Source organism: Clostridium sp., from assembly GCF_022482905.1.
Classification (GTDB): domain Bacteria; phylum Bacillota; class Clostridia; order Clostridiales; family Clostridiaceae; genus Clostridium_B.
Genome location: NZ_JAKVOI010000001.1, coordinates 2,680,916 through 2,704,665, shown reverse-complemented (window position 1 = coordinate 2,704,665; position 23,750 = coordinate 2,680,916). Strand labels below are relative to the sequence as shown.

The 23,750-nt window shown below is 34.7% G+C and carries 28 protein-coding genes, 1 tRNA gene and 1 pseudogene; 18 read left to right on the top strand and 12 right to left on the bottom strand.

Annotated elements, in window-relative coordinates:
• A complete protein-coding gene (locus LKE46_RS13255) occupies nt 1-1,251 on the bottom strand; it encodes a competence/damage-inducible protein A (protein ID WP_291723206.1) in 1,251 nt (416 codons plus the stop codon).
• Nucleotides 1,252-1,384: 133 nt separating this feature from the next.
• On the opposite strand from LKE46_RS13255, the gene LKE46_RS13250 reads away from it, so the two are divergent.
• Complete coding sequence (locus LKE46_RS13250) at nt 1,385-2,554, top strand: VanW family protein (protein ID WP_291723204.1); 1,170 nt, start codon at nt 1,385-1,387, stop codon at nt 2,552-2,554.
• A 69-nt stretch (nt 2,555-2,623) separates the two neighbouring features.
• Here the strand turns inward: LKE46_RS13250 and LKE46_RS13245 are convergent, their stop codons facing one another.
• Nucleotides 2,624-3,313, bottom strand: a complete 690-nt coding sequence (locus tag LKE46_RS13245; protein WP_291723201.1) for a TMEM165/GDT1 family protein — start codon at nt 3,311-3,313, stop codon at nt 2,624-2,626.
• 286 nt (nt 3,314-3,599) lie between these two features.
• On the opposite strand from LKE46_RS13245, the gene LKE46_RS13240 reads away from it, so the two are divergent.
• A tRNA-Leu gene (locus tag LKE46_RS13240) sits at nt 3,600-3,686 on the top strand.
• A 291-nt stretch (nt 3,687-3,977) separates the two neighbouring features.
• Complete coding sequence (locus LKE46_RS13235) at nt 3,978-4,862, top strand: MerR family transcriptional regulator (protein WP_291723198.1); 885 nt, start codon at nt 3,978-3,980, stop codon at nt 4,860-4,862.
• A 56-nt stretch (nt 4,863-4,918) separates the two neighbouring features.
• Here the strand turns inward: LKE46_RS13235 and LKE46_RS13230 are convergent, their stop codons facing one another.
• Nucleotides 4,919-5,764: a pirin family protein gene (locus tag LKE46_RS13230; protein ID WP_291723194.1), complete on the bottom strand. Its 846-nt coding sequence runs from the start codon at nt 5,762-5,764 to the stop codon at nt 4,919-4,921.
• 125 nt (nt 5,765-5,889) lie between these two features.
• On the bottom strand, nt 5,890-6,663 hold the full coding sequence (locus tag LKE46_RS13225; protein WP_291723191.1) for an SDR family NAD(P)-dependent oxidoreductase: 774 nt from the start codon (nt 6,661-6,663) through the stop codon (nt 5,890-5,892).
• A gap of 126 nt (nt 6,664-6,789) precedes the next feature.
• On the opposite strand from LKE46_RS13225, the gene LKE46_RS13220 reads away from it, so the two are divergent.
• The 8 genes from LKE46_RS13220 (at nt 6,790) to LKE46_RS13185 (ending at nt 11,079) form a co-directional block, all read left to right on the top strand.
• A complete protein-coding gene (locus tag LKE46_RS13220; protein ID WP_291723188.1) occupies nt 6,790-7,155 on the top strand; it encodes a VOC family protein in 366 nt (121 codons plus the stop codon).
• Between the two features lie 131 nt (nt 7,156-7,286).
• The gene (locus LKE46_RS13215; RefSeq protein ID WP_291723185.1) at nt 7,287-7,616 is read left to right on the top strand and encodes a PadR family transcriptional regulator; all 330 of its coding nucleotides are present in this window, start codon (nt 7,287-7,289) and stop codon (nt 7,614-7,616) included.
• A gap of 3 nt (nt 7,617-7,619) precedes the next feature.
• A complete protein-coding gene (locus tag LKE46_RS13210; protein WP_291723182.1) occupies nt 7,620-8,339 on the top strand; it encodes a DUF2812 domain-containing protein in 720 nt (239 codons plus the stop codon).
• A gap of 34 nt (nt 8,340-8,373) precedes the next feature.
• On the top strand, nt 8,374-9,309 hold the full coding sequence (locus tag LKE46_RS13205; RefSeq protein WP_291723179.1) for a helix-turn-helix transcriptional regulator: 936 nt from the start codon (nt 8,374-8,376) through the stop codon (nt 9,307-9,309).
• A 74-nt stretch (nt 9,310-9,383) separates the two neighbouring features.
• Nucleotides 9,384-9,644 carry a zinc ribbon domain-containing protein gene (locus tag LKE46_RS13200; protein ID WP_291723176.1) on the top strand — a complete coding sequence of 87 codons (261 nt, stop codon included), beginning with the start codon at nt 9,384-9,386 and terminating at the stop codon, nt 9,642-9,644.
• Nucleotides 9,641-9,922: a GyrI-like domain-containing protein gene (locus LKE46_RS13195; RefSeq protein WP_291723174.1), complete on the top strand. Its 282-nt coding sequence runs from the start codon at nt 9,641-9,643 to the stop codon at nt 9,920-9,922. Before LKE46_RS13200 ends, LKE46_RS13195 begins: the two co-directional genes overlap by 4 nt.
• A gap of 508 nt (nt 9,923-10,430) precedes the next feature.
• On the top strand, nt 10,431-10,661 hold the full coding sequence (locus LKE46_RS13190) for a helix-turn-helix transcriptional regulator (RefSeq protein WP_291723171.1): 231 nt from the start codon (nt 10,431-10,433) through the stop codon (nt 10,659-10,661).
• Complete coding sequence (locus LKE46_RS13185; RefSeq protein ID WP_291723168.1) at nt 10,648-11,079, top strand: hypothetical protein; 432 nt, start codon at nt 10,648-10,650, stop codon at nt 11,077-11,079. Before LKE46_RS13190 ends, LKE46_RS13185 begins: the two co-directional genes overlap by 14 nt.
• A gap of 191 nt (nt 11,080-11,270) precedes the next feature.
• On the opposite strand, the gene LKE46_RS13180 is transcribed toward LKE46_RS13185, so the two are convergent.
• The 4 genes from LKE46_RS13180 to LKE46_RS13165 form a co-directional block, all read right to left on the bottom strand.
• Nucleotides 11,271-12,152: an acyl-CoA thioesterase/BAAT N-terminal domain-containing protein gene (locus tag LKE46_RS13180; protein ID WP_291723165.1), complete on the bottom strand. Its 882-nt coding sequence runs from the start codon at nt 12,150-12,152 to the stop codon at nt 11,271-11,273.
• A gap of 151 nt (nt 12,153-12,303) precedes the next feature.
• A complete protein-coding gene (locus LKE46_RS13175) occupies nt 12,304-12,798 on the bottom strand; it encodes an EamA family transporter (RefSeq protein ID WP_291723162.1) in 495 nt (164 codons plus the stop codon).
• Between the two features lie 288 nt (nt 12,799-13,086).
• Nucleotides 13,087-14,316, bottom strand: a complete 1,230-nt coding sequence (locus LKE46_RS13170) for an alpha/beta hydrolase family protein (RefSeq protein ID WP_291723159.1) — start codon at nt 14,314-14,316, stop codon at nt 13,087-13,089.
• The gene (locus LKE46_RS13165; RefSeq protein ID WP_291723156.1) at nt 14,306-14,959 is read right to left on the bottom strand and encodes a TetR/AcrR family transcriptional regulator; all 654 of its coding nucleotides are present in this window, start codon (nt 14,957-14,959) and stop codon (nt 14,306-14,308) included. Before LKE46_RS13165 ends, LKE46_RS13170 begins: the two co-directional genes overlap by 11 nt.
• A gap of 280 nt (nt 14,960-15,239) precedes the next feature.
• On the opposite strand from LKE46_RS13165, the gene LKE46_RS17760 reads away from it, so the two are divergent.
• Together LKE46_RS17760 and LKE46_RS13155 are read left to right on the top strand one after the other, a co-directional pair.
• Nucleotides 15,240-15,500, top strand: a complete 261-nt coding sequence (locus LKE46_RS17760; protein ID WP_366842971.1) for a CPBP family glutamic-type intramembrane protease — start codon at nt 15,240-15,242, stop codon at nt 15,498-15,500.
• Nucleotides 15,501-15,508: 8 nt separating this feature from the next.
• A complete protein-coding gene (locus LKE46_RS13155) occupies nt 15,509-16,282 on the top strand; it encodes a CPBP family glutamic-type intramembrane protease (RefSeq protein ID WP_291723150.1) in 774 nt (257 codons plus the stop codon).
• A gap of 6 nt (nt 16,283-16,288) precedes the next feature.
• On the opposite strand, the gene LKE46_RS13150 is transcribed toward LKE46_RS13155, so the two are convergent.
• On the bottom strand, nt 16,289-17,143 hold the full coding sequence (locus LKE46_RS13150) for a CPBP family intramembrane glutamic endopeptidase (protein WP_291723147.1): 855 nt from the start codon (nt 17,141-17,143) through the stop codon (nt 16,289-16,291).
• 69 nt (nt 17,144-17,212) lie between these two features.
• Here LKE46_RS13150 and LKE46_RS13145 point away from each other — a divergent pair.
• Nucleotides 17,213-17,547 (top strand): annotated as a pseudogene (locus tag LKE46_RS13145) (transposase); the annotation flags it as partial.
• 263 nt (nt 17,548-17,810) lie between these two features.
• On the opposite strand, the gene LKE46_RS13140 reads toward LKE46_RS13145, so the two are convergent.
• Genes LKE46_RS13140 through LKE46_RS13130 form a run of 3 tightly spaced genes read right to left on the bottom strand, consistent with a single transcriptional unit; the run spans nt 17,811 to nt 20,847 of the window.
• On the bottom strand, nt 17,811-18,257 hold the full coding sequence (locus LKE46_RS13140; RefSeq protein WP_291723144.1) for a hypothetical protein: 447 nt from the start codon (nt 18,255-18,257) through the stop codon (nt 17,811-17,813).
• Entirely contained in the window at nt 18,254-18,862 is a 609-nt protein-coding gene (locus LKE46_RS13135; protein ID WP_291723141.1) for an ATP-binding cassette domain-containing protein, read from the bottom strand. Before LKE46_RS13135 ends, LKE46_RS13140 begins: the two co-directional genes overlap by 4 nt.
• Nucleotides 18,859-20,847, bottom strand: a complete 1,989-nt coding sequence (locus LKE46_RS13130; RefSeq protein WP_291723138.1) for a DUF1430 domain-containing protein — start codon at nt 20,845-20,847, stop codon at nt 18,859-18,861. Before LKE46_RS13130 ends, LKE46_RS13135 begins: the two co-directional genes overlap by 4 nt.
• A 252-nt stretch (nt 20,848-21,099) precedes the next feature.
• Between LKE46_RS13130 and LKE46_RS13125 the strand changes: the two genes are divergently transcribed.
• From LKE46_RS13125 to LKE46_RS13110, 4 genes are all read left to right on the top strand, one after another.
• Nucleotides 21,100-21,462 (top strand): BlaI/MecI/CopY family transcriptional regulator, encoded by a 363-nt coding sequence (locus LKE46_RS13125; protein WP_291723135.1) that lies wholly within the window; start codon nt 21,100-21,102, stop codon nt 21,460-21,462.
• Nucleotides 21,463-21,467: 5 nt separating this feature from the next.
• On the top strand, nt 21,468-22,676 hold the full coding sequence (locus tag LKE46_RS13120) for a M56 family metallopeptidase (protein WP_291723131.1): 1,209 nt from the start codon (nt 21,468-21,470) through the stop codon (nt 22,674-22,676).
• 62 nt (nt 22,677-22,738) lie between these two features.
• Complete coding sequence (locus LKE46_RS13115; RefSeq protein WP_291723127.1) at nt 22,739-22,984, top strand: helix-turn-helix domain-containing protein; 246 nt, start codon at nt 22,739-22,741, stop codon at nt 22,982-22,984.
• 152 nt (nt 22,985-23,136) lie between these two features.
• Nucleotides 23,137-23,742: a hypothetical protein gene (locus LKE46_RS13110; protein ID WP_291723123.1), complete on the top strand. Its 606-nt coding sequence runs from the start codon at nt 23,137-23,139 to the stop codon at nt 23,740-23,742.
• Nucleotides 23,743-23,750: the final 8 nt, after the last annotated feature.

Sequence of the window (23,750 nt, the reverse complement as noted above, 5' to 3'; positions counted from 1 at the left end):
TTAGTCCTTATCCCTTTTCCCTGCAAGTGTTCTTCTTAAAAAGTCAAGAGCAGATACAGCTGCCCTGTTCCTTACCCTGTTTCTTTCTCCTGAAATATGAAGTTCTTTTACAAATAATTTCCCTTTTATATAAAGACCTACATATACGAGGCCAACTGGTTTTTCAGAAGTTCCTCCGTCCGGTCCTGCTATTCCCGTCGTAGATAATCCTATGTCGGTATTTGAAGTCCTGGCTATGCCCTCGGCCATTTGTTTTGCTGTCTGTTCGCTTACAGCTCCAAAATTATCAAGTGTTTCCTTTTTTACATGTAATCTGTACATTTTTGCTCTGTTGCTGTAGGTTATGGCTCCGTCTAAAAATACTGAAGATATACCGGTACAATTTATCAGCTTTGCAGCCACAAGCCCGCCTGTACAGGATTCTGCCGTGGATATGGTAAGATTATTCTCAATCAAAAGATGTGATACTACCTCCTCCATTGAAGTTTCTCCATATCCATATATATTTTCACCAAAAGCTCTTTCTACTTTTTCTCTGAGAGGTTTTATAAGATTTAATGCATCAGTTTCTGTATCTGCCCTGGCCGTTATTCTAAGCGTTACATCATTGTCCTTGGCATAAGGGGCTATTGTAGGGTTTTTACTATTGTCTATTAGATTTCTTATTCTTTCGGCCATCTCACCTTCACCAATTCCATATATCCTTAAAACTTCCGATTTGATAATTCCATCCTGATAGTTCTTCAGAAAAGGGAGTACATAATTTAGAAACATTGGATGTATTTCTCTTGGAGGTCCGGGTAAAACTATAAGTATTTTCCCTTTTTCATTTATAATGCATCCAGGCGCGGTTCCGTGATCATTTTTAAGTATGATGCAGTCCTCCGGGAAGTATGCCTGTTTTAGATTGTTTCCTTTGAGATAGGATCTTCCCATTGCCTCAAAATAGTTTTTCAACTTATCAACAGTGTAATCGTCAAGAATCATCTTTTTATTGAAATACTTGGCCCCAATTTCCTTTGTGAGGTCATCTGGAGTTGGACCGAGGCCTCCTGAAGTTACAACAAGGTCGACCCTTTTAAAGGAATTGTGGAGTTCTTCTAAAAGTCTTTCAGGGTTATCGCCTACTACGGATTGATGATATACGTTTATGCCTAGATTTGCCAGCTCTTTTGAAATAAACTGGGCATTGGTATTTACTATATCTCCCAGCAGGAGTTCTGTTCCAACACATAAAATTTCTGCTTTCATAAATACTGCCTCCATAAAATAATTTATAGACTTATAATATCATAAAATACATATACTTTACTGTATGGTATATAAAAGTTTATAACTCTATAGTATAATATTATGTGTGAATTGTGGAAAGAGGTGATTGGACATGGGAGAGACAAATAACTCAAGGAGATCTAAACGACATGGAAAAAACTCAAGAAAAAAGAAATTGGCAGTAATAATCATTTCTTGTTTGGTTATTTTTTTTAGTGTCATTACAGGAATTTTATTATATAACTATAAGGATATAAAAAAATGGGACAATTTAATTTATCCGGGTGTAACTATTCAAAATTTGGACTTATCCGGAAGGACAAAACAAGAAGCCAGGGACATTTTAAATAAAGCTTTTGTTCAGAAAATACAGAACAAGAAAATAAATATATCGGCAGGAGACATGAATTATAATTTAAGTTATTCACGCATTAATGCCAGGTTTAATGTGGATGATACTGTGAATTTAGCATATTCTTATGGAAAAGATGCCAACATATTTAAGAAGTATAAATTGATCAAATATCCTGATATGGTAAACTATAACTTGAAATTTTTTTATAATAAAGCTCCAGTTAAGGAATTAATCAAGAAAATTGCGTCTGAAGTAGATAGAGATCCTATAAATTCAACTATAAGTATGGGTGGAATCGGATTTAATGTAACACCTGAGCAAAATGGAATTAAACTGGACCAGGAAGAACTTGAAAAGCAGTTATTGTCAAAAATAGATGGAGATGTATCCGGTAATCTTGATATAAAGGCCAGGTTAAAAATTACCTCTGCACAGATAAAAAGCAGTGACTTGAAAAAAGTGGATACGCTTGTTTCAAGTTTTAGTACAAACTATGGCTCAGTATCATCCTCACAGAGGGCAAATAATATAGTCCTTGCCACCAAAAGTATAAATGGAACAGTGATCATGCCGGGTGATGAGTTCAGCTTTAATGGAGTGGTAGGTGAAAGAACTGCAGCTAAAGGTTATAAAGCCGCTCCGGTGATAATTGGCGATAAGCTGGAGGATGGCTTGGGAGGAGGTATATGTCAGGTATCTACAACGCTCTATAATGCAGTAAATGCGGCCAAGCTTACATCCACTGAAAGGGTGCATCACACACTTCCGGTACACTATGTTGAGGAGGGAATGGATGCAACTGTGGATTATGGAAATATAGACTATAAATTCAGGAATGATTTCAAATATCCTCTTTATATACAGGGCTATACTTCCGGAGGGAATGTTGTATTTAATCTATACTCCAATTCAGCTGCTTCAAGGTAATTGCCAAAATTTTTAGGAGCTGTCCCAAAATTGATTTTTGGGCAGCTCCTTGCCATAACAAGGTATTAACTATCTTGTGTTGTTTTTTCGGGGCATAGTACAGGCCTGGCCAAGATTTGAAAATTTAATTCCGAATAAATATGCCAATACAGCTACTGATATAATGTAGATGGTTATATAAAAAGTATTAATCATCCAGAGAGGGACGGCGTTGTAGATGGTAATTGTTCCGAAGAATATAAATATTATTCCTGCCGCCCATTTTATGTACATTTCGGGAATGTGTCTGCACATCCATGCACCTCCAAGTATTCCTATTCCATCTGCAATTAACATTCCTATTGTAGATCCCATAAGTACAAGTAGCGGCTGGCTGCTTTGTGCAGATATGGTTATTGTCATGAGCTGAGTTTTATCACCCATTTCTGCCAGGAAAAAAGCTGTTGCTACTGTAATAACAGGTCCGAATTTGCTCTTTTTTTTGCCATCCTCGTCAATTTTATCTCCACGCAGGGTCCAGAAACCAAATCCAAGAAATGCTGCACCGGCAGCAATTTTTACTGTATCCATTGGTATCATGTAGCTTAAATAATTTCCAACAGCTACTGCAAGGGCATGATTGAGGATTGTGGCAACAAATACCCCTGTTAATACCTGCTTTATCCTATACTTGCTTGCCATTGCCATAGCAAGCAACTGGGTCTTGTCACCCATTTCAGCTGCAACTACGAGCAGCAGTGCCTTGATAATTACTGTCATTTTAATAATACCTCCTTTTAAAACAATAAAAAAAGACTTTAAAATACAACAAAAACATTGTATTAAAAGTCTCACTTTGACTGAAAGCAGCCACGATAAAGCCAGACCCAAAGGTCAGTATGTTGACTTTATCACCAATACAGGCAGTTACTCCCTTTTAAAATTTATAGTACTTATGATATCATAAATCATATTTATAGACAATAGAAATCAGTGCAATTTATATATTGTTTTCTTGACTTGTTTGTGTTATAATATACCTCGTGTCATGTGAGTTTATAATCATGCGGATATGGCGGAACTGGCAGACGCGCTAGATTCAGGTTCTAGTGAAGGCAACTTCATGCAGGTTCAATTCCTGTTATCCGCACCAAATCAAGGATTATGCCAAAATAGACGCAAGGCTTAAAAACCAACGCTTATGTGGCTTGACGAGGGTTTTAAATGAAAAATTTAGAACCTTCGTTTTTCACAGAAACACTTTGCTTTTTTAGAAGAAAGCAGAGTGTTTCTCTTTTTTAGGCTGGAATCAGTCCGGTAAACAATTTAATAACGCCAATATCATTTTGGGCTTGTTGCTGATGAGATAAAGATTTGACTGTTCCCCTGGGATTTGGATTAAGATAGTTTTAAAAGCAATAGAAACAGTATTGGGAGGAAAACTATGCTGATAAAAGAAGTATGTGAGAAATGCAGACTCACAAAAAAGGCGATAAAATATTATGAGGCTAAAGGTTTGATTAACCCACATATTCTTGAAAATGGTTATAGGGATTACAGTGACCATGATATATCTACACTTAAGGAAATATCGGTTCTTAGAAGATGTGGAATAAGCACCGCAGGTATTAAAAAAATATTGGCAAGTTCAAATAAGCCGTCAGAGCTGGCAAAATTCAGATATGTTACAGAACTGAGAATACAGCACCTTGATGCCATAAAAAAATTTATGACAAACTTGATCGAAGACTATGATATAAATCGGGAATTCGATTATATGCAGGTTCATGATAAAAATTTATATACAATAAAAGAAAAGCTTATATTTGCATTTCCCGGAGACTACGGTTTATTTCTGACTCTCCATTTCGGGAGATTTCTAAATGAATCTGTTGATTCCTGTGAAAAACAGAAGGCTTATGAGGCAATTGTCAACTATCTTGATAATGTAGATTTGTATTTATCTGAGGAACTCTCTAAATTTTTAGAAGCATTTTTAAGCGTAAACGGTAAAATAGACATTGCAGAACTGGAAACTGAAATGAATAATAATATTATTGAAGTTATAAGTGATACCGGGGGTTATCTGGAACGTCATCATGAGGAGATAGAACAGTATATTGAATATAAAAATTCGGATGAATATAAAAATTCAACAGCTGCTAAAATTCAACAAGCTATGAGGACATTTCAACAAAAAAGTGGTTATAGGGAAATTCTTGTATGCAATATGAAAATACTTAGTAAATCATATTGTGAATATCTTCAGAACCTGGAGGCTGCAAATGAAATAATGCTCAAGAAATATCCCGGAGTAAAAAATATATAGTCAAAAAATGAAATTGCAGCAGGTAATTTATAAATCACCTGCTGTTCTTATGGGAATCAGTGATTCTTTATAAAAGTTCCATTGTCAATTTCTTTAAAGGCCCTTTCAAGTTCCTCATTTGTGTTCATAACAATAGGACCTCCCCAGGCTACAGGTTCTTTAAGGGGCTTACCCATAAATATTATAAAACGCATTCCATCTTTACCGGAGCAAATTCTAATTTCTTCTCCACTATTGAACAAAACTGCAGTTTTTTCTTTAATGCAATCTTTCTCATCTTTGCCGGAATATCCGTATCCATTAAAAATATATATGAATACAGTAGACTGTATATCTGTTTCAATAGACCATTCAGCTTGTGTCTCCATATTAATATCCCAAATGTCAGCTTTTACGTATTCTCCGTTAAAAGCTCCAGGAGTATTTCCACAATGTCCTGATATTATTTTTGCAGTAAGGCCTTCTCCCTCTATTTTGGGCACACTGTTTTCATTTATATCGTGGTATCTGGGAATACACATCTTGTCTTTCCCGGGAATATTTATCCAGAGTTGAAATCCCAGCATTCTTTTTGAAGGCTGAGGCATCTCCTGGTGGATTATTCCACTTCCGGCAGTCATCCACTGACAGCAGCCATCCTCAATAATACCTTTGTTGTGAAGATTATCACTATGTTCAATTTTCCCGCTAATAAGATATGTTACAGTTTCAATGCCTCTATGAGGATGCCATGGAAATCCTTTAATATAATCTGAAGGATTTTCTGAATCAAAAACATCCAGCATTAGAAAAGGATCAAATTCCTTGACTGTATCAAGGGCAAGTACACGTAAAAGTTTTACTCCTGCACCATCCTGCTGAATAGTTCCCTTTACTATTTTTTTTACAGTTCTAATTGACATATGGTATTCCCCCTCCGACTTATTATAGTTTGTATACTGTCTTGTAGGTATATAACTCCAGTATTATAATATATATTACATCATTTTGTGCAATAAACACAATAATAAAAGGGTAGTAGATGGGATTATAGTCTCCTTATCAATTCCCATACCCACATCATGATTTCATGGGGAATGAATTTGGCCGCTATCCTGTGAATAAAACATACTGGCCCCGGAGTAGATACAGGAAAACCTATTTTGCTGTCATTAAGTGCCATGATCACCACATTTCTTGCTTTGCCTGCAAATATGAAATTTTTAATTCTTTTCTCATTTCCGTTGTGTCTTGCCCTGGGGATAAATTCAGTATCCCTGATCCAGTAGGGACATACTGCGGTTACATGTATACCTCTCGGCAGCAGCTCTATTCTAAGAGCTCTGCTGTACCTGTAAAGAAATGCTTTGGTAGCTGCATATACATTCAGATACTGAAAGGGCTGAAAGGCCGATGTTGAGCAGATCTCAAGAATGCGGCTTTTTCTTTTCATATATGGTAATACTGCTGTAGTCATATCCACGGCAGCGCGACAATTCAAACCTATCATATTGTCATTGTCCAGACGGCTTATGTCACTGTAACTGCCGATTTTCCCGAATCCTGCAGCATTTACCAGCATGTCGATTTGAGGTTTCCGTGTTTCCAGATATTCTATAAAATAATCGATATTTTCCCTTTTGGCAAGGTCAAGCGGCAGAATCCGAATCGGAATGTCAACCTTGTCAGCCAGTTCTTTTAGACGTTCCTCCCGCCTGGCAATAACCCAGATCTCATTAATATTCTTTTCTTTAGAGGCAATCTGATAGACGAATTCTTTGCCCAATCCACTTGAAGCACCAGTTACTATGGCTATTCCCATTTTATTACCACCTCCATGATAGTATATCACAAAAAATTGCATATCTGTGTTTTCCATAGAGATTTTCTTATATGCTATAATATGGGTGTAATATATTTGAATTACTCATCAAAAGGAGGAGATAATGTGAATTTATGCTGGATAACATTAAGTGTAAAAAACATGCGGGAATCTTTGAAATTCTATAACGAACTTCTGGGAATTGAAATTTTTAAAAGGTTTAGTCCAAATCCAGGAATTGATATTGCAATGATTGGGAAAAAAGATGGGCCTAAAGTTGAACTGATATGCAGTGGAGATAATAATTCACGGATTCAGACCAGGGGAATTTCCATTGGATTTCAAGTAAACTCACTGGATGAAATTATTGAATATATGAAAGAGAAAGGTATTTCAATTAAAAGAGGACCTATCTCACCTTCAGCGGGAGTCAGATTCTTTTTTATAGAAGATCCAGATGGAGTGGAGATTCAGATAGTTGAAAGCAGATAAAACCTATAGTTTGCAGTTACCTTAAACATATAGTAACATCGAACAATTTCACATCTATTGACGCATATATCATTTAATGATATAATTTAATAAAATATATATCATTAAATGATATAGTATAGGAGGTAAACATGCCTAGAAGTAATTCTTTAAAGATGGGTGAACTTACGGATGCCTATTATTATATTTTACTTTCTTTAATAAAGCCTAAACACGGATATCTGATTATGAAATCAATTGAAGAGTTGTCTCAAGGTAAATTTTCAATAGGACCTGCATCATTATATACAAGTATAAAAAAACTTCTTGATGGTGGTCTGATAAAGCTTAATGGGGAATTACAACAAAGGAAAATTTATATTATTACAGATAAAGGTATTAGGTTTTTGAAAAATGAAGTTGAAAAAAAACGTCAAATGGTTGAAATTGCTGAAAAGATATTTAACAAGGAGATGTTATAAAATATGTTTAACACAAAGTATGTTATGAGTATGGGTTTAGCTTTTGCAGAAAAGCAAGAAATGGAAATGCTATCATCCTATGCGGGGAAAGGCTGGATTCTGTATAAATTTTGGATTTTTGGATATAAGCTAAAAAAGGCCGAGCCACAGCGGCTGCAATATTCACTTGATTATAGAATAAATCCAGATAAAGAATATTTTTTGTACTTTAAAGAAGCCGGGTGGTCTCATGTATGTTCTTTAGGAAATACAATTCACATATTTAGTGCACCTCAAGAAACAAACTCTATATATACTGACAATGATACTGAATTGGAAAAATATATATGTCAATATAATATGACCCAAAAAACGGCAATACCAGCGTCTCTATGTACTATTTTACTTTTTATTTTAACATTGCTTTCCAAATATGGCTATATACCCGATATATGTAGAAAAATTTTTGGAAGCCTTTTAATACCTGCAGTTATAGTTGCTGTTTTTTCAGGGCTTCCATGTATGTCCTTTTATTTTAGAATAAATAAAGTCAACAAAAATAGAAACAAGGTTTCCAGCAAAAATTATAAAATTATAGCTGCTTTAGTTATGATTATGCTTTTATTGTCTGTAATTTCAGTAGCTTTAAATATATTTAATATTCTGAATGTATCCAACAGTATATACTATATTCTTTGTTTTATGTTAATTTTATCCTGGGCATTAGTTTGTTTTATAAAATAGAGACTTTAGTTGTCGGAAATGGGGTTTGTAATTAATGAAAATAAACAGATTACTGGCAATTGTGATAATGCTTTTAAACAGGGAGAAAATACCTGCAATGGCATTGGCTGAAAAATTTGAAGTTTCCGTAAGAACTATTTACAGGGATATCGAAGCGATCAATATGTCAGGAATTCCAATAGCTTCAAGTCAGGGCAACAATGGAGGCTTTTATATTCTGGACAACTACAAGATAAATCATCAGTTTCTCACATTGGAGGATATGATATCCATAGTGGAAGCTTTGAAAAATATAAACGGAGTTCTGAGTGACAGAAATGTGGAGATAGCCATGGAAAAAGTCAAGAGTATCATACCCTCCAACAAAAGGAGTGCAGTTGATTTGCACTTTAAACAGGTATTTATAGATACACTGCCCTGGGGCTTTAAAAAGTCTGAAAAGGAAAATATTAAATATAAAACGGTATATAGAGCACTAAAGGATAATAAATGTATAAGTTTTAACTACAGGAACGCAAGAGGAGAATATATATTCAGAAAGGTGGAACCTGTTACCCTTGTGTTTAAAGGATTCTCCTGGTATGTTTTTTCATTTTGCACATTTAGGAAAGACTATAGGATGTTTAAATTGACCAGAATAGATGGATTGGAGATTATGGATGAAGAAATTTGCAAGTCCAGAATTTCCTATGGGGAGTATGTAAAGACTGAATCTCCTCAAAAGCCCCCTATAAAAATCTCTCTTAAATTTTCAGGAAAGGTAAGGTATAGAATACAGGACTATTTTAATGAAGACGAAGTTAAATTTCTTGAAGATGGAAGTGTCATAGTGAATACTGAAGTTATTGAAGACAGCTGGGTTTATTCAATGATATTGAGCTATGGTGAATATGTAGAGGTTCTGAAACCACGGCATATACAGGAAATTATAAAAGAAAAGTGCAGAAAGATAATAGAATCGTATAAATGAATTCGAACATGACATAATGCTGTCAAAGCTTTCCTGTATAATGGTTGTATCAACATATGAAAGGAGAATATATTATGGAACGGGAATATTGCCAAAGCTGCGGGATGCCTTTAAGTGAGGAATTTTATGGAACTAACTCAAATGATAGTAAAAATCATGAATACTGCATATATTGTTACGAAAAAGGGGCCTTCAAGCAGCCGGATTTAACCATGGAAGAGATGATTGAAACTTGTGTGCCTTTTATGAAGGAAAAGGGTATGGATGAAAATGAGGCAAGAGCACTCATGAAAAACTGTCTTCCCAATCTTAAAAGGTGGAAAAAGCGTTTATGAATTTTAAAATAGTTGAAAAAGATGAGGCTATAATAGTTGGATGTGAAGTTTCAGATTTGGCTACAATACCTAAGAGTATGGTATCAAAAGTAATACCATCCTCAAAATATTGTGTGATAACTGCTAGAGGAAAGATGCCTGACAGTATACGTAAGGTTTGGGAATATGTATGGAAAGGTGATATAGAAAGGACTTATACAGGGGATTTTGAATTCTATGACAAGAGATATGATGGCAGTGAAAATTCTGAAGTAGATATATATGTAGCCGTTAAGTAGCATGTTCTGATGTAGATTGTGAATAATAAGGTAGTCCTGTCGTGTAGAAGGATTGCCTTATTATTTTATGTACGAAATGTCTGTTTATGATGTGCTCTGCTTTACCTCCTGACAGTTGATCTGCCAGTGAAACCCACTTGAGACCAGCTGAATCAAAAATATCGTACTGAAAATGCCAGCACGAGAATACCGGCCAGTTTGTGTATGAATGCTTCACCGAAAATACTTTGATCAGTTTTAGTTTATTTCATTATCTAAGATTCATTTTAACATAAAAGAAAGCACAGAGTGCTATCGTCCTCTGTGTTTTTCCCTATGTTTTTTCTGTCCCAATGCCCTGTGGTATTCACTTGAAACGGAATTTCCATTAATGAAAACTTCGCCGGATGTAGGAAAAAGATGGAGAGATAAAAAAGATATATTCAATCTTGACAGTACCTGAAGTTTTATAGTAATATGAAGTTAGCTTCCCGTGAAGCTAACTTCATATTAGGAAGGGAAGAAAATCATGAGAACAAGAGTGAGAGAATTACGGAAAAAAGCTAATTTGACACAACAACAATTAGCTGACTTAGTTTATGTTTCTTCAAGAACTATCATTTCTATCGAGAAAGAACAGTATAGGCCTTCTCTTATGCTGGCATATCGAATGGCAGAGGTATTCGGAACAACGGTGGAGGATTTATGCTGCCTCAAAGAAAATAAAGAGTTGGAGGATCAACAATATGAAAATTTATAATAAAAGGGGATTGTTTTTTGCAGTTATATGGACAGCATTGGGTGCCTTTAGTGCGATCATTAATATTTTATCGCAGGATAGCTCTTTGCCACAACGAATCAAAGGTGTTGTCATTGCTATAGTGCTTATCATAATGGGTATTAACGGTTTCACCCGTGCTTTTTCCAAACAAGCTACAAGAGAAGATATTGTTGAAAAACAGGATGAAAGAAACAGTCTTTTACAATTGAAAACCAAGTCACTGACATTAAAGGTTCTTTATGGCTGTCTGATTCTTATTACTGCAGGAGGTCTGGTGGCGTATGGACTAACTTCAAATTTAGTGTGGATTCCTACTGTTACAGTTACTGGTGGATTGCTGGGCTTTTTACTGATAGTTGAGATAGTTGTTGAAATCCATTATGAAAGACATATGTAGAGAATTGAAGTTCAGCTTATCTCACGATTATGGTATTGATGTACTTGTTATGTGTAGTCTGTAGTGGAAGGATTGACATCAATACTATCGTCCCCTGTGCTTTTCCTTATGTTTTTTCTGTTTCAATGCTGTGTAATGAGCTTGTTTTTTACAGATCCTGCTGAAAAAAGTTGATTGTTTGCTCCCAAGAATCAATTGAATCTTGTAAACTTCCTTATTTCAGCATTTTGGGGATTGTTTGACGGAGACAGCTTAGCAATTTTAGTGAGCAAATATTGTACAATGTGGAATTTCTTAAAAGGAAGTTCTTTACCTTGGTATGTCCATGAAGACGAATGCGAAGGTCTCCACCCACACATGCCTTCTAAAACAATATTCGAAGGTGAATTTGCAACTACGCACTTAATGTTTTGAAAGTATGTTGCGGCAGTCAAAGCCAGTTCAGCCCCTTTTGAGCGCCCGTACAAACCTATCCTTTTTTCGTCAACTTGCGGTAGTAATGCTAAATATGAAGCACTTCGTTCAATGATTTCAATCGGAATTTTCTCTAAATTCCTAGACAAACCTGCTAACCCAAAGTAACCCACCGCTAAGGCCACAAAACCATGACTTGCAAACAGCTGTGCGATATTTTGAGCTTTCTCTATACGCCCGTCGCTACCACTGACAACGATAATCGCCGGCTTCTGTGATTGTCTTTTCTCGAAGAAAACTCTTCCACAGGCTTCACCTAAGTCGATATCTTTTGATGCAATTGTCGGCAATTGGTAATACCTGAGAAATGAGTTTGCTGCAATCACTTTTCCATGTTCGACGATTGAAATTACAATTTGAAATTTATCGTTTTTTGCAATACTTTTCAGATTTTGAGGCAATTTGATCTTTTTTGTATTTTTGGGCTGGCTATTGTAAAATAAGCCCATTTGAGCTATTCCTTTGTAAGATCCATCAATTGCGCAGCTATCTTTTAGAGAAATTCTTCCAGACTCGTCGGCCTGTACTGAGATTTTCGATTCCCAAATATTATTTGTACCTAAGTTCGTTGGCACATTAATACAGTAATAGTTTTTCAATTCCTGCTTAATTTCATAGGTCAGTCCTCTTCTCTAAAATATTATTTTAAGTTTACAGTGTCCAAGTGGATGCTGTATTTTTGCGTTAAGGAGGTTTTGAAATGAGTAAGCAGATTACTACTATTCCTGCAAAAAGTAATTTGTTTCTTTTTTACTTTTTGCAGCCTAGTTTATAGGCTGGTGGGGCGAACTTAGGTTGTAAAATACCTGCTAAGGCAAACATAAGAACGGCTGTCCAGATGCAACTGTAGCTGATCCAATCGATGGATGACAGTTTTTCATGAAAAACGAAAATTCCTAGCAGGAAACTAATTGTAGGGGAAATGTACTGTAAAAAACCTACTATGGAGAGACGGGTTCGCTTTGCTCCTTCGGCAAACAGTAAAAGCGGCACAGCTGTGACAATTCCCGAACTAAGCAATAACGCCGTCGTCAAAAGGTCAATTTTACCGATGGCACCTGCGCCAACATATTGTATCCAAAGGATATAACCGATGGCAAAGGGTGAGGTCAGCATCATTTCCATCGTTAGCCCCACAGATGCGTTCAGCGGAACTATTTTCTTGATGAGTCCGTAGAGAGCGAAGCTGACGGCTAAGATTAGGGAGATCCACGGAAATTTTCCGTAAGCAGCAACCAGAATCAAGATACCAGTTGCCGCAGTTAAAAAGAGTCGCCAGAAAAACTAAGCCAATATTTTTTGGATGTAAAAAACTACGGAGCAGTTGGCCTTTTTTCCCAATTGAGGAGATATAAATCACCATGAATGCAAGTGCCCATACAATTCTGTGCGCTAGTATTTGATCCGAAGGTACCTGCTTGAGGAGATTCCAGAACAGTGGCAGAATTCCCCAGAGAGCAGATGCCGATGCACTGCAAATAAAGCCTTTATTTTTGTCCGTAAGATTCATATGTAAACCTGCCTTTATCGCTTTTATATGCTTTGGAGGGTCTCTTCGATCCAGTTGAAGGTGCTGCTGTTCGCAAAAAGTTTGGCACCTACCTCACAGTGTTCGGCTGCGTCCTGCTCTCGAGTAAACAGCAGATACTTCTTGGGGCAGCGGAGCTGATCATAGAGCCGCTTTGCCTGACCTGGAAAGTTGGTTTCATTTTCACTGTCTACAATTAGTGTGGGGCATTTGATTTGTTGCACCACATCACCTAGATAATAGTATTTTGCCTTGAGCATGAATTCTTTGAGATTTTTGACCCCAAAGACATACATTCCATGCCTAAGTGCCCAATTGACTTGAGTGCTTTGAGCCATCTGCTTTTTCATAATGGTGTCCACTTTTGTCTCTGGCGTAGTAGCGATGTTTTGAAAAAACTCTTCTCGTTCCATACCCTCAGGCCGGCGCTCACCCATAAAATCATAAACTCCGCTGTTGGCGACACAAGCTGCCAATCTATGTTCAAATGCGGCTGCTCGAGGTGCCAGATATCCTCCCATGCTTTGCCCCCACAGAATGATTTTTTGGGAATTGACGCCTAGCTTCTCAATTAGAAAATCCACCACGGGTGACAATACATTTTCCCAATCCGGACGGAACGGGATTTCTCTTCTGCGGATCATCTCACCCTGACCTGGGCCTTCAAACGATAGGCAATTCATCCCACGTTTTAGGGCCTTCAGTGCGATGCCGTGCATTTCTTCTTTTGTGCCGTCATATCCGTTGAGAAGGATCAATGTGGGTGCGGTCTTTGTGTCTTCTTCTTTGGAAACAGGGTAAAAAAGTGCCGGAAGAGTTGTCTTTTCATAAGGAATTTCCATAGGTAGGATAACGGTTGTTCCATATTGGATGACTTTTTGAAAGCAGTCCAGAGCAAGTGCATCCATCTGCTCCAGTTTGTCACTTGTTTCTGCACTGCAGTTTTCCGTCATCAAAACGCCGCGGTAGAAAGCTGCGGCCCGATAATAGTTGGACGCTCGCAGAAATGTTTCGGCAGCACTCGTGAGATGATGGCCAGCAAGGAATTCTTCGGCAATATGACACACCCGGTCTGCCGTACTGGCCCATTCCCCATACCAACTGTTGTAATCACCCTCCCGGATGGTCCGGACTGTATTGAGGACCTCATTGACATCAGCTTGCTCTGAAGATACTTCACTGAGCATACGTAGTACTTGAAAAGAAATCTGTTCGTCTTCAATATTAATTTTCATGATATTCACTCTCCCAATATGCGGCAATATTTTGTTCCATCTCGTTCTGCATCTGCATGTTATGTGCTGACCCCAGTACCCGTTCATAAAAGTCACCAACAGCCCTTGCCATGCGAAGCATTTCTTCCCGATTGTAAGTAAAGAACGCAGGGTCGAAAACAAACTTGGTGGCTGTAAGTAGAAACTGTGCTGCTTCTTCCGGATAAGGGGTGGTGAAGCATCCTTCTTTTACGCCTTGTCGAATCAGTTCTGCATAAATGGGCTTGAGCTTGTTGATGCGGCTGACGATATACTGCAGATGGGCAGATGTATAGCGGCTTTCGTATAAAACATCAAAAAGGCTATCGTTATGTCGGTTCATGCAAAAGTCCTGTATGGTAAGCAGATTAAGTTTCTGGACCGGGTTGATATCGGTCCGATTCAGTGTTTTCTGCATCTCCTTTATAGTATTTTCCGTGACCAGTTCTAACACTGCTGCAAAAATATCATCCTTTGATCGGAAATAGTTGTAAAACGATCCTTGTGCAATATGCAGTTCTTTGACGATATCGCTCACGCTGGTGTGATCTACACCATTTTTACGAAATAAAGCTAATGCGGTGGAAAGCAGGTCTTCTTTTTTGATGCTTGATTGTCTTGCCATTAGTAACACCTCCAAATGATTAATGACTGACATCAGTCATTAATATAGCATAATCTGCTATTGCTGTCAACTATCTTTTTATACCATGGTTTATTATTGCTTAATCCTATAAGAGATGATATGATTATTACATCTTTTTTGCAGGATTGAATCCTGCGTTTTCAATTACCATGATTGTTCTTTCCTGCTTTTTAATGATAGGGACGGGTTTTGTAGAAGAGGTGCTGTTCAGGGGATTTTTATTTCCGGAATAACATTTGGTATAGGGCATGTTGTCAATTTGTTTAGAGGATATGCTGCTGTAGAGCTGGCAGCACAGATTGGTGTTGCAATAGTAATAGGCATTGTTCTTGCACTGCTTGTGGCTGTCACAAAAAATATCCTGCCGGGTATTCTTTTTCATATTGTATTTAATATTGGCGGAACTATTACAAATGCATCAGTCAGTGCACAATCCTCTTTGCTGATAGTAATTTTGATTATTTCCTTATTTTATGCGATATATCTTTCAAAATTCCTACATGGAAAAAATAAAGCGTGAGGTAATATATGATAAAATCAAATGTAAAATATTTTATGTTTTTGATGACAACTTTAATATTATCAGTACCGTTTTATATCTGGGGTGCATTCTTTCCCGTTAAAGGGCTGCCTTTTGGCCTGCCAATCAGCTTTTTAATGATTATGGTACCTTTCTTCTTGTCATTGATATATGCATGGAAAGAAAATGGAATAGAAAGAATTACATTTTTGTTTAAAAGTATTTTCGATATAAACAGGGCCAGCAGATGGTGGATAATTTTTTGCCTGGCATGTATGCCTTTAGTTACGGTGTTAACATATTTTACAATGCGGGTGTTTCCTTTTCCACTGCCGGCAGAAATAGTGTTTCCCTATAGAGAGATTCCGCTGATGATAGTTCTTTATTTTCTGGGAGCAATACCTGAAGAATTTGGATGGACAGCTATCCTGACTGAACCACTGACCAAAGAATATGGGCCAATTAAAGCAGGTATAATTATCGGGGGAGTGTGGGCCGTCTGGCATATCATTCCCTGGAGCTGGGCACATCCCGCAGGGTGGATTATTGGAATGTGCATTTTAAATGTTCTTATGAGAACTGCAATGATCTATGCCTATATGTATGGTGGCAAAAGTTTGTTCACAGGTCTGGCTTTTCATACCATGATAAATGTGACAACAGGTATTTTCCCCAACTATGGCTCACATGTAAACACATGGCTTTTTAGTGCATGGATGGCTGTTGCACTGTTGTTGGTTATATGGTTTGTAAAAAGAAAAAATAAAGCTTATGAATGCTGATGTTCTTTATGCACGAAATGTCTGTTTATAGTGTGCTCTGCTTTTCCGGTAGATGAAAAGTACAATAAGGAAGGATACGGTTTGGGCAATGGCAATGCGGAGCATTTGCAATTCATCTGTGCCGGAGGCCGTTGCTATATGTAAAATATTGATGATTATATTATTTGTGAAGTGATCAGCCATAGACATCCAGAGTGAACCTGTAATTTTAGTAAGCAGACAGAATTTTATTCCTGTAATTCCTGTTGTTAAAATAAGTATAAGGGAAATCATGACAGTTCCGCTCATGCTGGTTTTCCCGTCCAGTAGATTGCGCACAGGAGCTGCTATATGCCAGATGCCAAATAGGAGAGAGGATAAAACAGCAGCTTTGACAAAGGAGTATTTTATTTCGAAGAGTTTGATGAACAAACCCCGGAAGATACCTTCTTCCATGGCCACATTTATAATATTCCCGATAATGCAAAAAGTGAAAAACAACAAACAGGTTTGTCTGCCTTGATTTCCATCAATGGCATAGCTGGTTACATAGATCTGCAGTGAAGGGGTGTTACCTCCTGACAATTGCATAAAAAATTCAATACCATAGGCAATTGTAAATACGGCTGCTCCAAGCAGGAAGCCATATAGTGCATTTCTGACTGCTGATCTTCCAGTGAAACCAACTTGAGACCAGCTGAATGAAAAATATCGTATTGAAAATGCCAGCACAAGGATACCAGCCAGTTTGTGTATGAATGCTTCACCGAAAATACTCTGATCAGTGCGGATAAACATGTATTCAAATACTCTCAATACAAAACATATCAGATAAATAACCAGTATGGACTTCCACAGATGATACAATCTATTTTTTCCCATATTGATGCTCCTTTTAATTTATTTCATTATCTAGACTCTATTTTAACATAAAAGAAAGCACAGGGTATTATGACGCTTGATATGAAAGGCTATAAAGATATTTTGGGAATATGGATTGGTGAAGCCGAAGGTGCTAAATTCTGGCTGTCAGTCTGCAATGATTTAAAAAACAGAGGTGTAAAAGAAATATTAATTGCCTGCATGGATGGACTTAAAGGTCTTTCAGATGCAATAAAGTCAGTGTTTCCTGACGTTAGTATTCAAAATTGTATTATACATCAAATAAGGAATCCGATTAAATATATAGTATCCAAAGATAAAAAAAATTTATGAGAGACTTAAGATGTGTATATAAAGCATCTAATGAAGAAGATGCACTTAATAGTCTGAATAATCTAAAAGATATAAAAATATAATACTAAACCAGTATTAGTATTAGCTAAATATAAAAAAATATAACTGAAAATCAAAATTTCCAGTTATATAAAACTAAATCTAATATATTTTACACAAATCTATCTATATTCTCAAGTAAACAGTTTTACTATCTAGCACAAGGAGAGCATATCAGTTAATACAGTTACCTGATGTTTTCTTTCACTTTTTATATAAAATCTTATACTGAGTTATATTTTCTAATGTATATTACCAAAGATAAATAGGATTGCTATTTTAACTGCCACATTTTATTGGCTTTGGAAAACAACTTTTCTACACCGGCTCTATGTTGCTCAATATTTTGAACAGCATATGTGTCATTTTTATCTATTGGTTTCATATTTCCATCAACATATATTTCATATGCTTCTCCATCTTCTTCTATTCTTACACCATACTCATATCCACCGGATATCAATGGCCATATAATCAAAAGTTCACCTTTTTTACTGTTGGAAACTGCCAGATTCCCTGTATAATGCAAATAACCCGGTTTCTTTACACTATAGTTATACCCATCTTCTTTTTTCATGCCATAGGAACTGCCTTCAACTTTAGGTAGATCTTTTATAAATTTATCGTATTTGACTGTTGTTATTAAAAACCAGCTAATATTCATAATTGCAAATGCTGATATTATAAATATTATAATTCTTTTTCCATTAATTTTATTCATAAATTCACCACCCTGTTTCCCTGCTTTTTTATATTCTCGTCATGGGTAACCAGTATAATTGTTTTACCCTGTTTATTTAATTGTTTTAAAATATCAAGTACGGATTCTGCATTCTTTTTATCAAGAGAACCTGTAGGCTCATCGGCCAGTATAATATCACATTTTTTCAGCATTAATCTGGCCAATGCCACTCTTTGCTGTTCTCCGCCCGATAATGTGTATACCTTTTTATTTAACTTCTCTTCCAACCCTACAGTCCTCAAGGCCTCTTCTATTGATAAATTTGTCTTGCAATTATTTCTAACAAGCTTCAAATTTTCTTTAACAGTCTTATTATCAATTAATGCAAAGTTCTGAAATAAAAAGCCCACTTTTGTCCTAAAATAGTTCAGATGATTTTTTTTATTTTTAATGTCAATATCATCAGCAATTATTTGTCCGCTGTCAATTTTTTCAATCGCACCAATCATATTCAATAAAGTAGTTTTACCACAGCCGCTTGGCCCTGAAAATATAATAAAATCCCCATCTTCTATTGTTAAACTTAAATCCTGGAATACTACCTTTTCATCAAATTTTTTAGTTACTTTTTTTATTTCAATCATAGACTCCCACCCTTTAAGATTTTCTGAACCTGAGAATTTTCAATTTTATATATATAAAATGTGATAATGACCAGCTCCAATATCAGGATGCTTATTCCTCCAAAGGCCAGATAATAGCCTTTCTCGGTTTTCATTATCATATTGATGACAAAAGCTGTTAATATGCTTGCTGCTGTAGTTATAACTGTCATCATGATAATTTTTCTATTTTTCTGCAAAATACTATATCCAAGAATTTTCTTGATGGAAAGCTCCACAGCATTTACTTTATACTCCAATGTGATAATTGAGTTGATGATGATAATTTCTAAAAGTAGAATTAAAATACTGAATACTAGATTAATATATAAAATTCTTTTAGATATAATCCACATTTTTTGATATTTTTCCAACACATTTATCTTCTGTACAATTTGATCTTGTAAATTATGTTTAACTATAAATTTATTGAATTTATCACGTTGCTCCTCCGAAGATATCCTGTACATGACATCGTATATTTCATCTACTGATCCTATGGATTTCAAAACGCTCTGATTTTCAACTTGATCCGCTGACATGTTATTATAAACAATAACAGGATTTCTAATTAAATCACTTCCATATATGTAATCCTCGTCTATTCCCACAATATCAATGTTATCGTGATAATAAATCACATTATAATCTCGAACAAAATTAATAGTATCATTGTATGGTATACTTTTTTTTAGTTCCTCGATAATTTTAGAATTGCCCTTCATTCTATCAGGTAATATGAAATAGAAATCTTTACCTGAATTTAAATGATTAAATTCTTTTATTTTACTGGATAAATAATCAAAGGCATTTCTATTTGCAGAAATAGTTTTTACACTTACAACCTGGGAGATATCTTTCAAGGCAATTGCATTAAATTCTCTGAAAAATTCTCTATAAAATGTTTCCCGTACGGCTATGGATTTATCAAATACATCATTGATAGAACCGTCAGTATTCCTAATTGACTTATACATGAACTTAATATAGTGATAATCCGAATGGTCCTGAAAAAAAGTTTTTTGTCTGTAAAAAGTATAGGATTGAAAAATGAAAGCAATATTGCTGGATATTATAAAAATGGTGATAATGGTTGTCGCTGATTTCAATCCATAATTAAGTGTCAATAATTTCTTAGAACTTCTGCCATTGGAGAAAACTTCTTTTATATTATAAAAATATAAATTTACATACAACAATCCATTGATACATAATAATACAACAAACAGTATAATTGAGATTTTTAAATTGAAGAATACGTAAGTATATTTAGACAAAACAGACAATATGAAGATAAAAGATGCTGTAAATGCAAGAGAATCCAAAAGAATATTCTGCCAGATAATAGTACTTATTTTTTCTCCCATAGTCATTCTAACAACAGCTTCTTTTTTTTGTGAAACAACATCATAAAAGGAAAATAACAATATAATACTAATGACAAGTATCCATATGGCAATTGTATTCTTTTCTGACTCCCTGTCAGGATAGCCTTGTTTGGGATGATTGCCTGCATACTTGTCAATTAAGCCCATTTTAAATTGATTGGCTTTTTCCCTGCTTCCGATAATGTAATATTCATTTTGATTTTTGATATCAGGTATACTACCAATATCTTTGAATTTAAAGTTGATATTCCCTAGGAAAAGGCTTGTATACTTTCCTTTAAGTATATTTGAATTCTGATTTATACTTTTTTCAACTCCCGGTGTCCCGTAAATATCGTATTCAGTAAGGGAACTATTTGGCTGAGATCGTATAAAAGTAAATACTTCAACTCTATTATCAGCTGCTGAATCAATAATATCACCAATCATTTCATCACTTGTCGTATCATTTTGCAGATACAATGTAGTATTGGCATATTTAGTATAAAAATTATCCAAATAGAAAATATGACTTTCCCCGATAATTAAAAGTCCTATAAACACAATACAAAAACTAATGATATACTTGATTTTTTTCAAAAAAACTCCTCCATGCTATTTATTTTCGATATAAGAGCAGCCAATGTTTATAATATTTCACTACTTTATTATTCCTAATTTAACTAGCACAACAGGTTAATTTAGTTAACAAGTACTTGTTAACTAAATTATAACTTTTACAACTGTAAAAGTAAAGACCTTATTTGAAAATATTTAATAAAAATATTGACATTACGACAATTGTCGTATACACTTTGTTTAAGAAATAATAAAAGAAAGGTTGATTGTAAAATGAAAAAACTTCCCAGAACAGAACTTGAAATAATGAAATTTATCTGGAGTAGAAAAGATAAAGTATCTACAAAGGATGTAGCCAAACATATGGAAGATATTCTGGAGTGGAAACTCAGTACTACATCCAAAACTTTATCAAGACTTGTAAAAAAAGATTTTCTTGCTACAGAACGAATAGGCAAGCAATCTTATTTTATCCCAATAGTAGAAGAAAATGATTACTTAAAATTTGAAACTAGAGATTTCTTTAATTATCTTCATGGAAAATCATTAAAAAGTATAATATCTACACTTGAGGAAAGTGATGAAATCACTGATAAAGATTTAGATGAACTTGAAAAGTGGATAAAGAGTAGGTAATTGAAATGAAAGATATTTTTGTAGAAGTATTAAGAACAAGTTTGCTTACAGGAATATTAATATTGGGAATAATTATTATGAAAGATAAGTTTTTAGATAAATATAGCCATAAATTTAATTACTTTTTAGCTGTTATGGTCATTATAAGAATGGTTTTAGTAGTTAATATTAAACTTGATATAAATATAAATAGTTTCGCAAATGAAAATTATACTGCTTATCATAGAGTTCTATATAACCTAACCCAACCTCATCTAAGCAATATTGATATAATCGATTACACTTATATCACAATGCTGATCTGGATTATCGGAGCAATAGGCATTTTACTATACTATATTTATTTTCAGGGTGAATTTTATTTAAAAGTTAGAAATAATATGACTTTTGTAAAAGATACAAGAATAGCAAAAATTTTGGATAATGAAAAAATAAATTTGAATATAAGTAAGAACATAAAAGTTAAAATAGTAAAAGGAATTTCTTCACCAGCTATAATAGGAATATTAAATTCTACAATAATTCTACCAGCTCAAAAATTTTCAAACAATGAATTAAAATGGATATTCAGGCATGAATTATTCCACTTTAAAAGGAAAGATAATATCATAAAGCTTCTTATGATATTATCAATGTCATTACATTGGTTTAATCCGTTAATGTATATATTTAGAAAATTTTTTAATGAACAATGTGAGTTATCCTGTGATGAAGCAGTTGTTATTGGAGCTAAAACAGAAGATATCAAAGAATACGCATTGCTTTTAGTAAAATCTGTTAGGTATAGAAATAACCTTAAACTTTCTACAATATCATCACAGTTAACTGATAAAAAAGTAAATATAACGAAAAGGAGGATAGAAAATATGTTAAGTTTGAAGCCAAGAAAAAAGGGAATGGCAGTTATAGCCATATCACTAGCTATTGTAGGGAGCTCACTGTTTGCATTAAATATCAATAAGGTATCAGCAACATCTCTACAAAATAATACTAATATTGTAGCTGAAAAAAGATTAAATCAAAGCAATAGTGATTATACAGAGAAAAAATCAGTAGTAAATAGAAGCGCAACAGTAACGTTAGAAACATATACCTATAAAGATGCCCCGAAAGAATTGAGAGAAGAACATGCTGAAAACTGCAAAGCGGTTAATATAGAGGTCAAAGATTCAGATATAATTGGAAAATTTGTTTCAGCAGTTTGGAATAAATAATACAATATTATTTCTCACATATAATCAATATAGACAAAGGATTATTGTGGAGGATTAGCTTGATGGCATATACTAAAAATAGGAATAAAAATTTAATTGGTGACAAGGTCAAATATGCAAGGCTTAAAAGCAAGCATAAAATAACTCAAAACGATTTACTTGCCAGACTTGCAGTAAGAGGTATAACCCTTGAAAAAACAGCAATATCCAAAATTGAATCCAAAACAAGGCCAGTTACAGACAAGGAACTTGTTGCCATAGGTGATGCTTTAGGTGTAAGTATATTATGGCTTCTTGGTAAGGAATGAGAATGTTTTTTCTATTTAATAATCAGCCTGTGTTTTAATTTAATGTTGAAATTTGATATAATTATGTTATGTTTAATGAAAAAAGGACATTACTATAGCAAATTTAAATATTATATATAGAATAGATAAAGAATAGTCATAGGAGGGAAAATATGAATAAAAAAATATTTTCAACAATTATTATAGCATCTTTGCTTATGACGGCTTGTGGAAGAACCAATTTAACTACTAATCCTCCGCAACAAAATAATCAATCATCTTCAGTGTCATCTACACCAAAAACTTATACTCAAAATAGCACAAATGCAACAAGTTCAAAGTCAGATCCTGGCACCAATAATATAAAAAATATAAAAGGTTTTACTACTATTGAAAATCAGTCTTTTATGGTTGATTTAAATTCATGGGGTAATGTAAAATTTGTATCGGGGAAAATTACAGGCGGCAACCACATACCGGTAGTGTTTTATCTAACCAGTGAAAATGGAGATATTCTTTATAGTTTTGAAGATACACCTTTCCCATATAATGTAGATGTTAAAGCAGTTTCATTTCAAGATGTAAATAAAGATGGATTAAAAGATATAATCATCATTGTTATTGATAACGCCAACTTTGGGAAACCAATATCCGCTGTTTGGTTACAAAATGATGATAAAAAGTTTACTTGTAATACGAAACTATCTCAAGAGATGAATGAGTCTGGAAACAATAATGATATAAAAACTGTAACGTATTATCTTTCTAAAAAATTCTAAATGCCTTA

Excerpts from the sequence above, each read along its gene's own strand:
- LKE46_RS13255 (WP_291723206.1), bottom strand. The coding sequence starts at position 1,251 with ATGAAAGCAGAAATTTTATGTGTTGGAACAGAACTCCTGCTGGGAGAT.
- LKE46_RS13250 (WP_291723204.1), top strand. The coding sequence starts at position 1,385 with ATGGGAGAGACAAATAACTCAAGGAGATCTAAACGACATGGAAAAAAC.
- LKE46_RS13245 (WP_291723201.1), bottom strand. The coding sequence starts at position 3,313 with ATGACAGTAATTATCAAGGCACTGCTGCTCGTAGTTGCAGCTGAAATG.
- LKE46_RS13235 (WP_291723198.1), top strand. The coding sequence starts at position 3,978 with ATGCTGATAAAAGAAGTATGTGAGAAATGCAGACTCACAAAAAAGGCG.
- LKE46_RS13230 (WP_291723194.1), bottom strand. The coding sequence starts at position 5,764 with ATGTCAATTAGAACTGTAAAAAAAATAGTAAAGGGAACTATTCAGCAG.
- LKE46_RS13225 (WP_291723191.1), bottom strand. The coding sequence starts at position 6,663 with ATGGGAATAGCCATAGTAACTGGTGCTTCAAGTGGATTGGGCAAAGAA.
- LKE46_RS13215 (WP_291723185.1), top strand. The coding sequence starts at position 7,287 with ATGCCTAGAAGTAATTCTTTAAAGATGGGTGAACTTACGGATGCCTAT.
- LKE46_RS13210 (WP_291723182.1), top strand. The coding sequence starts at position 7,620 with ATGTTTAACACAAAGTATGTTATGAGTATGGGTTTAGCTTTTGCAGAA.
- LKE46_RS13205 (WP_291723179.1), top strand. The coding sequence starts at position 8,374 with ATGAAAATAAACAGATTACTGGCAATTGTGATAATGCTTTTAAACAGG.
- LKE46_RS13200 (WP_291723176.1), top strand. The coding sequence starts at position 9,384 with ATGGAACGGGAATATTGCCAAAGCTGCGGGATGCCTTTAAGTGAGGAA.
- LKE46_RS13195 (WP_291723174.1), top strand. The coding sequence starts at position 9,641 with ATGAATTTTAAAATAGTTGAAAAAGATGAGGCTATAATAGTTGGATGT.
- LKE46_RS13190 (WP_291723171.1), top strand. The coding sequence starts at position 10,431 with ATGAGAACAAGAGTGAGAGAATTACGGAAAAAAGCTAATTTGACACAA.
- LKE46_RS13185 (WP_291723168.1), top strand. The coding sequence starts at position 10,648 with ATGAAAATTTATAATAAAAGGGGATTGTTTTTTGCAGTTATATGGACA.
- LKE46_RS13170 (WP_291723159.1), bottom strand. The coding sequence starts at position 14,316 with ATGAAAATTAATATTGAAGACGAACAGATTTCTTTTCAAGTACTACGT.
- LKE46_RS13165 (WP_291723156.1), bottom strand. The coding sequence starts at position 14,959 with ATGGCAAGACAATCAAGCATCAAAAAAGAAGACCTGCTTTCCACCGCA.
- LKE46_RS13155 (WP_291723150.1), top strand. The coding sequence starts at position 15,509 with ATGATAAAATCAAATGTAAAATATTTTATGTTTTTGATGACAACTTTA.
- LKE46_RS13150 (WP_291723147.1), bottom strand. The coding sequence starts at position 17,143 with ATGGGAAAAAATAGATTGTATCATCTGTGGAAGTCCATACTGGTTATT.
- LKE46_RS13140 (WP_291723144.1), bottom strand. The coding sequence starts at position 18,257 with ATGAATAAAATTAATGGAAAAAGAATTATAATATTTATAATATCAGCA.
- LKE46_RS13135 (WP_291723141.1), bottom strand. The coding sequence starts at position 18,862 with ATGATTGAAATAAAAAAAGTAACTAAAAAATTTGATGAAAAGGTAGTA.
- LKE46_RS13125 (WP_291723135.1), top strand. The coding sequence starts at position 21,100 with ATGAAAAAACTTCCCAGAACAGAACTTGAAATAATGAAATTTATCTGG.
- LKE46_RS13120 (WP_291723131.1), top strand. The coding sequence starts at position 21,468 with ATGAAAGATATTTTTGTAGAAGTATTAAGAACAAGTTTGCTTACAGGA.
- LKE46_RS13115 (WP_291723127.1), top strand. The coding sequence starts at position 22,739 with ATGGCATATACTAAAAATAGGAATAAAAATTTAATTGGTGACAAGGTC.
- LKE46_RS13110 (WP_291723123.1), top strand. The coding sequence starts at position 23,137 with ATGAATAAAAAAATATTTTCAACAATTATTATAGCATCTTTGCTTATG.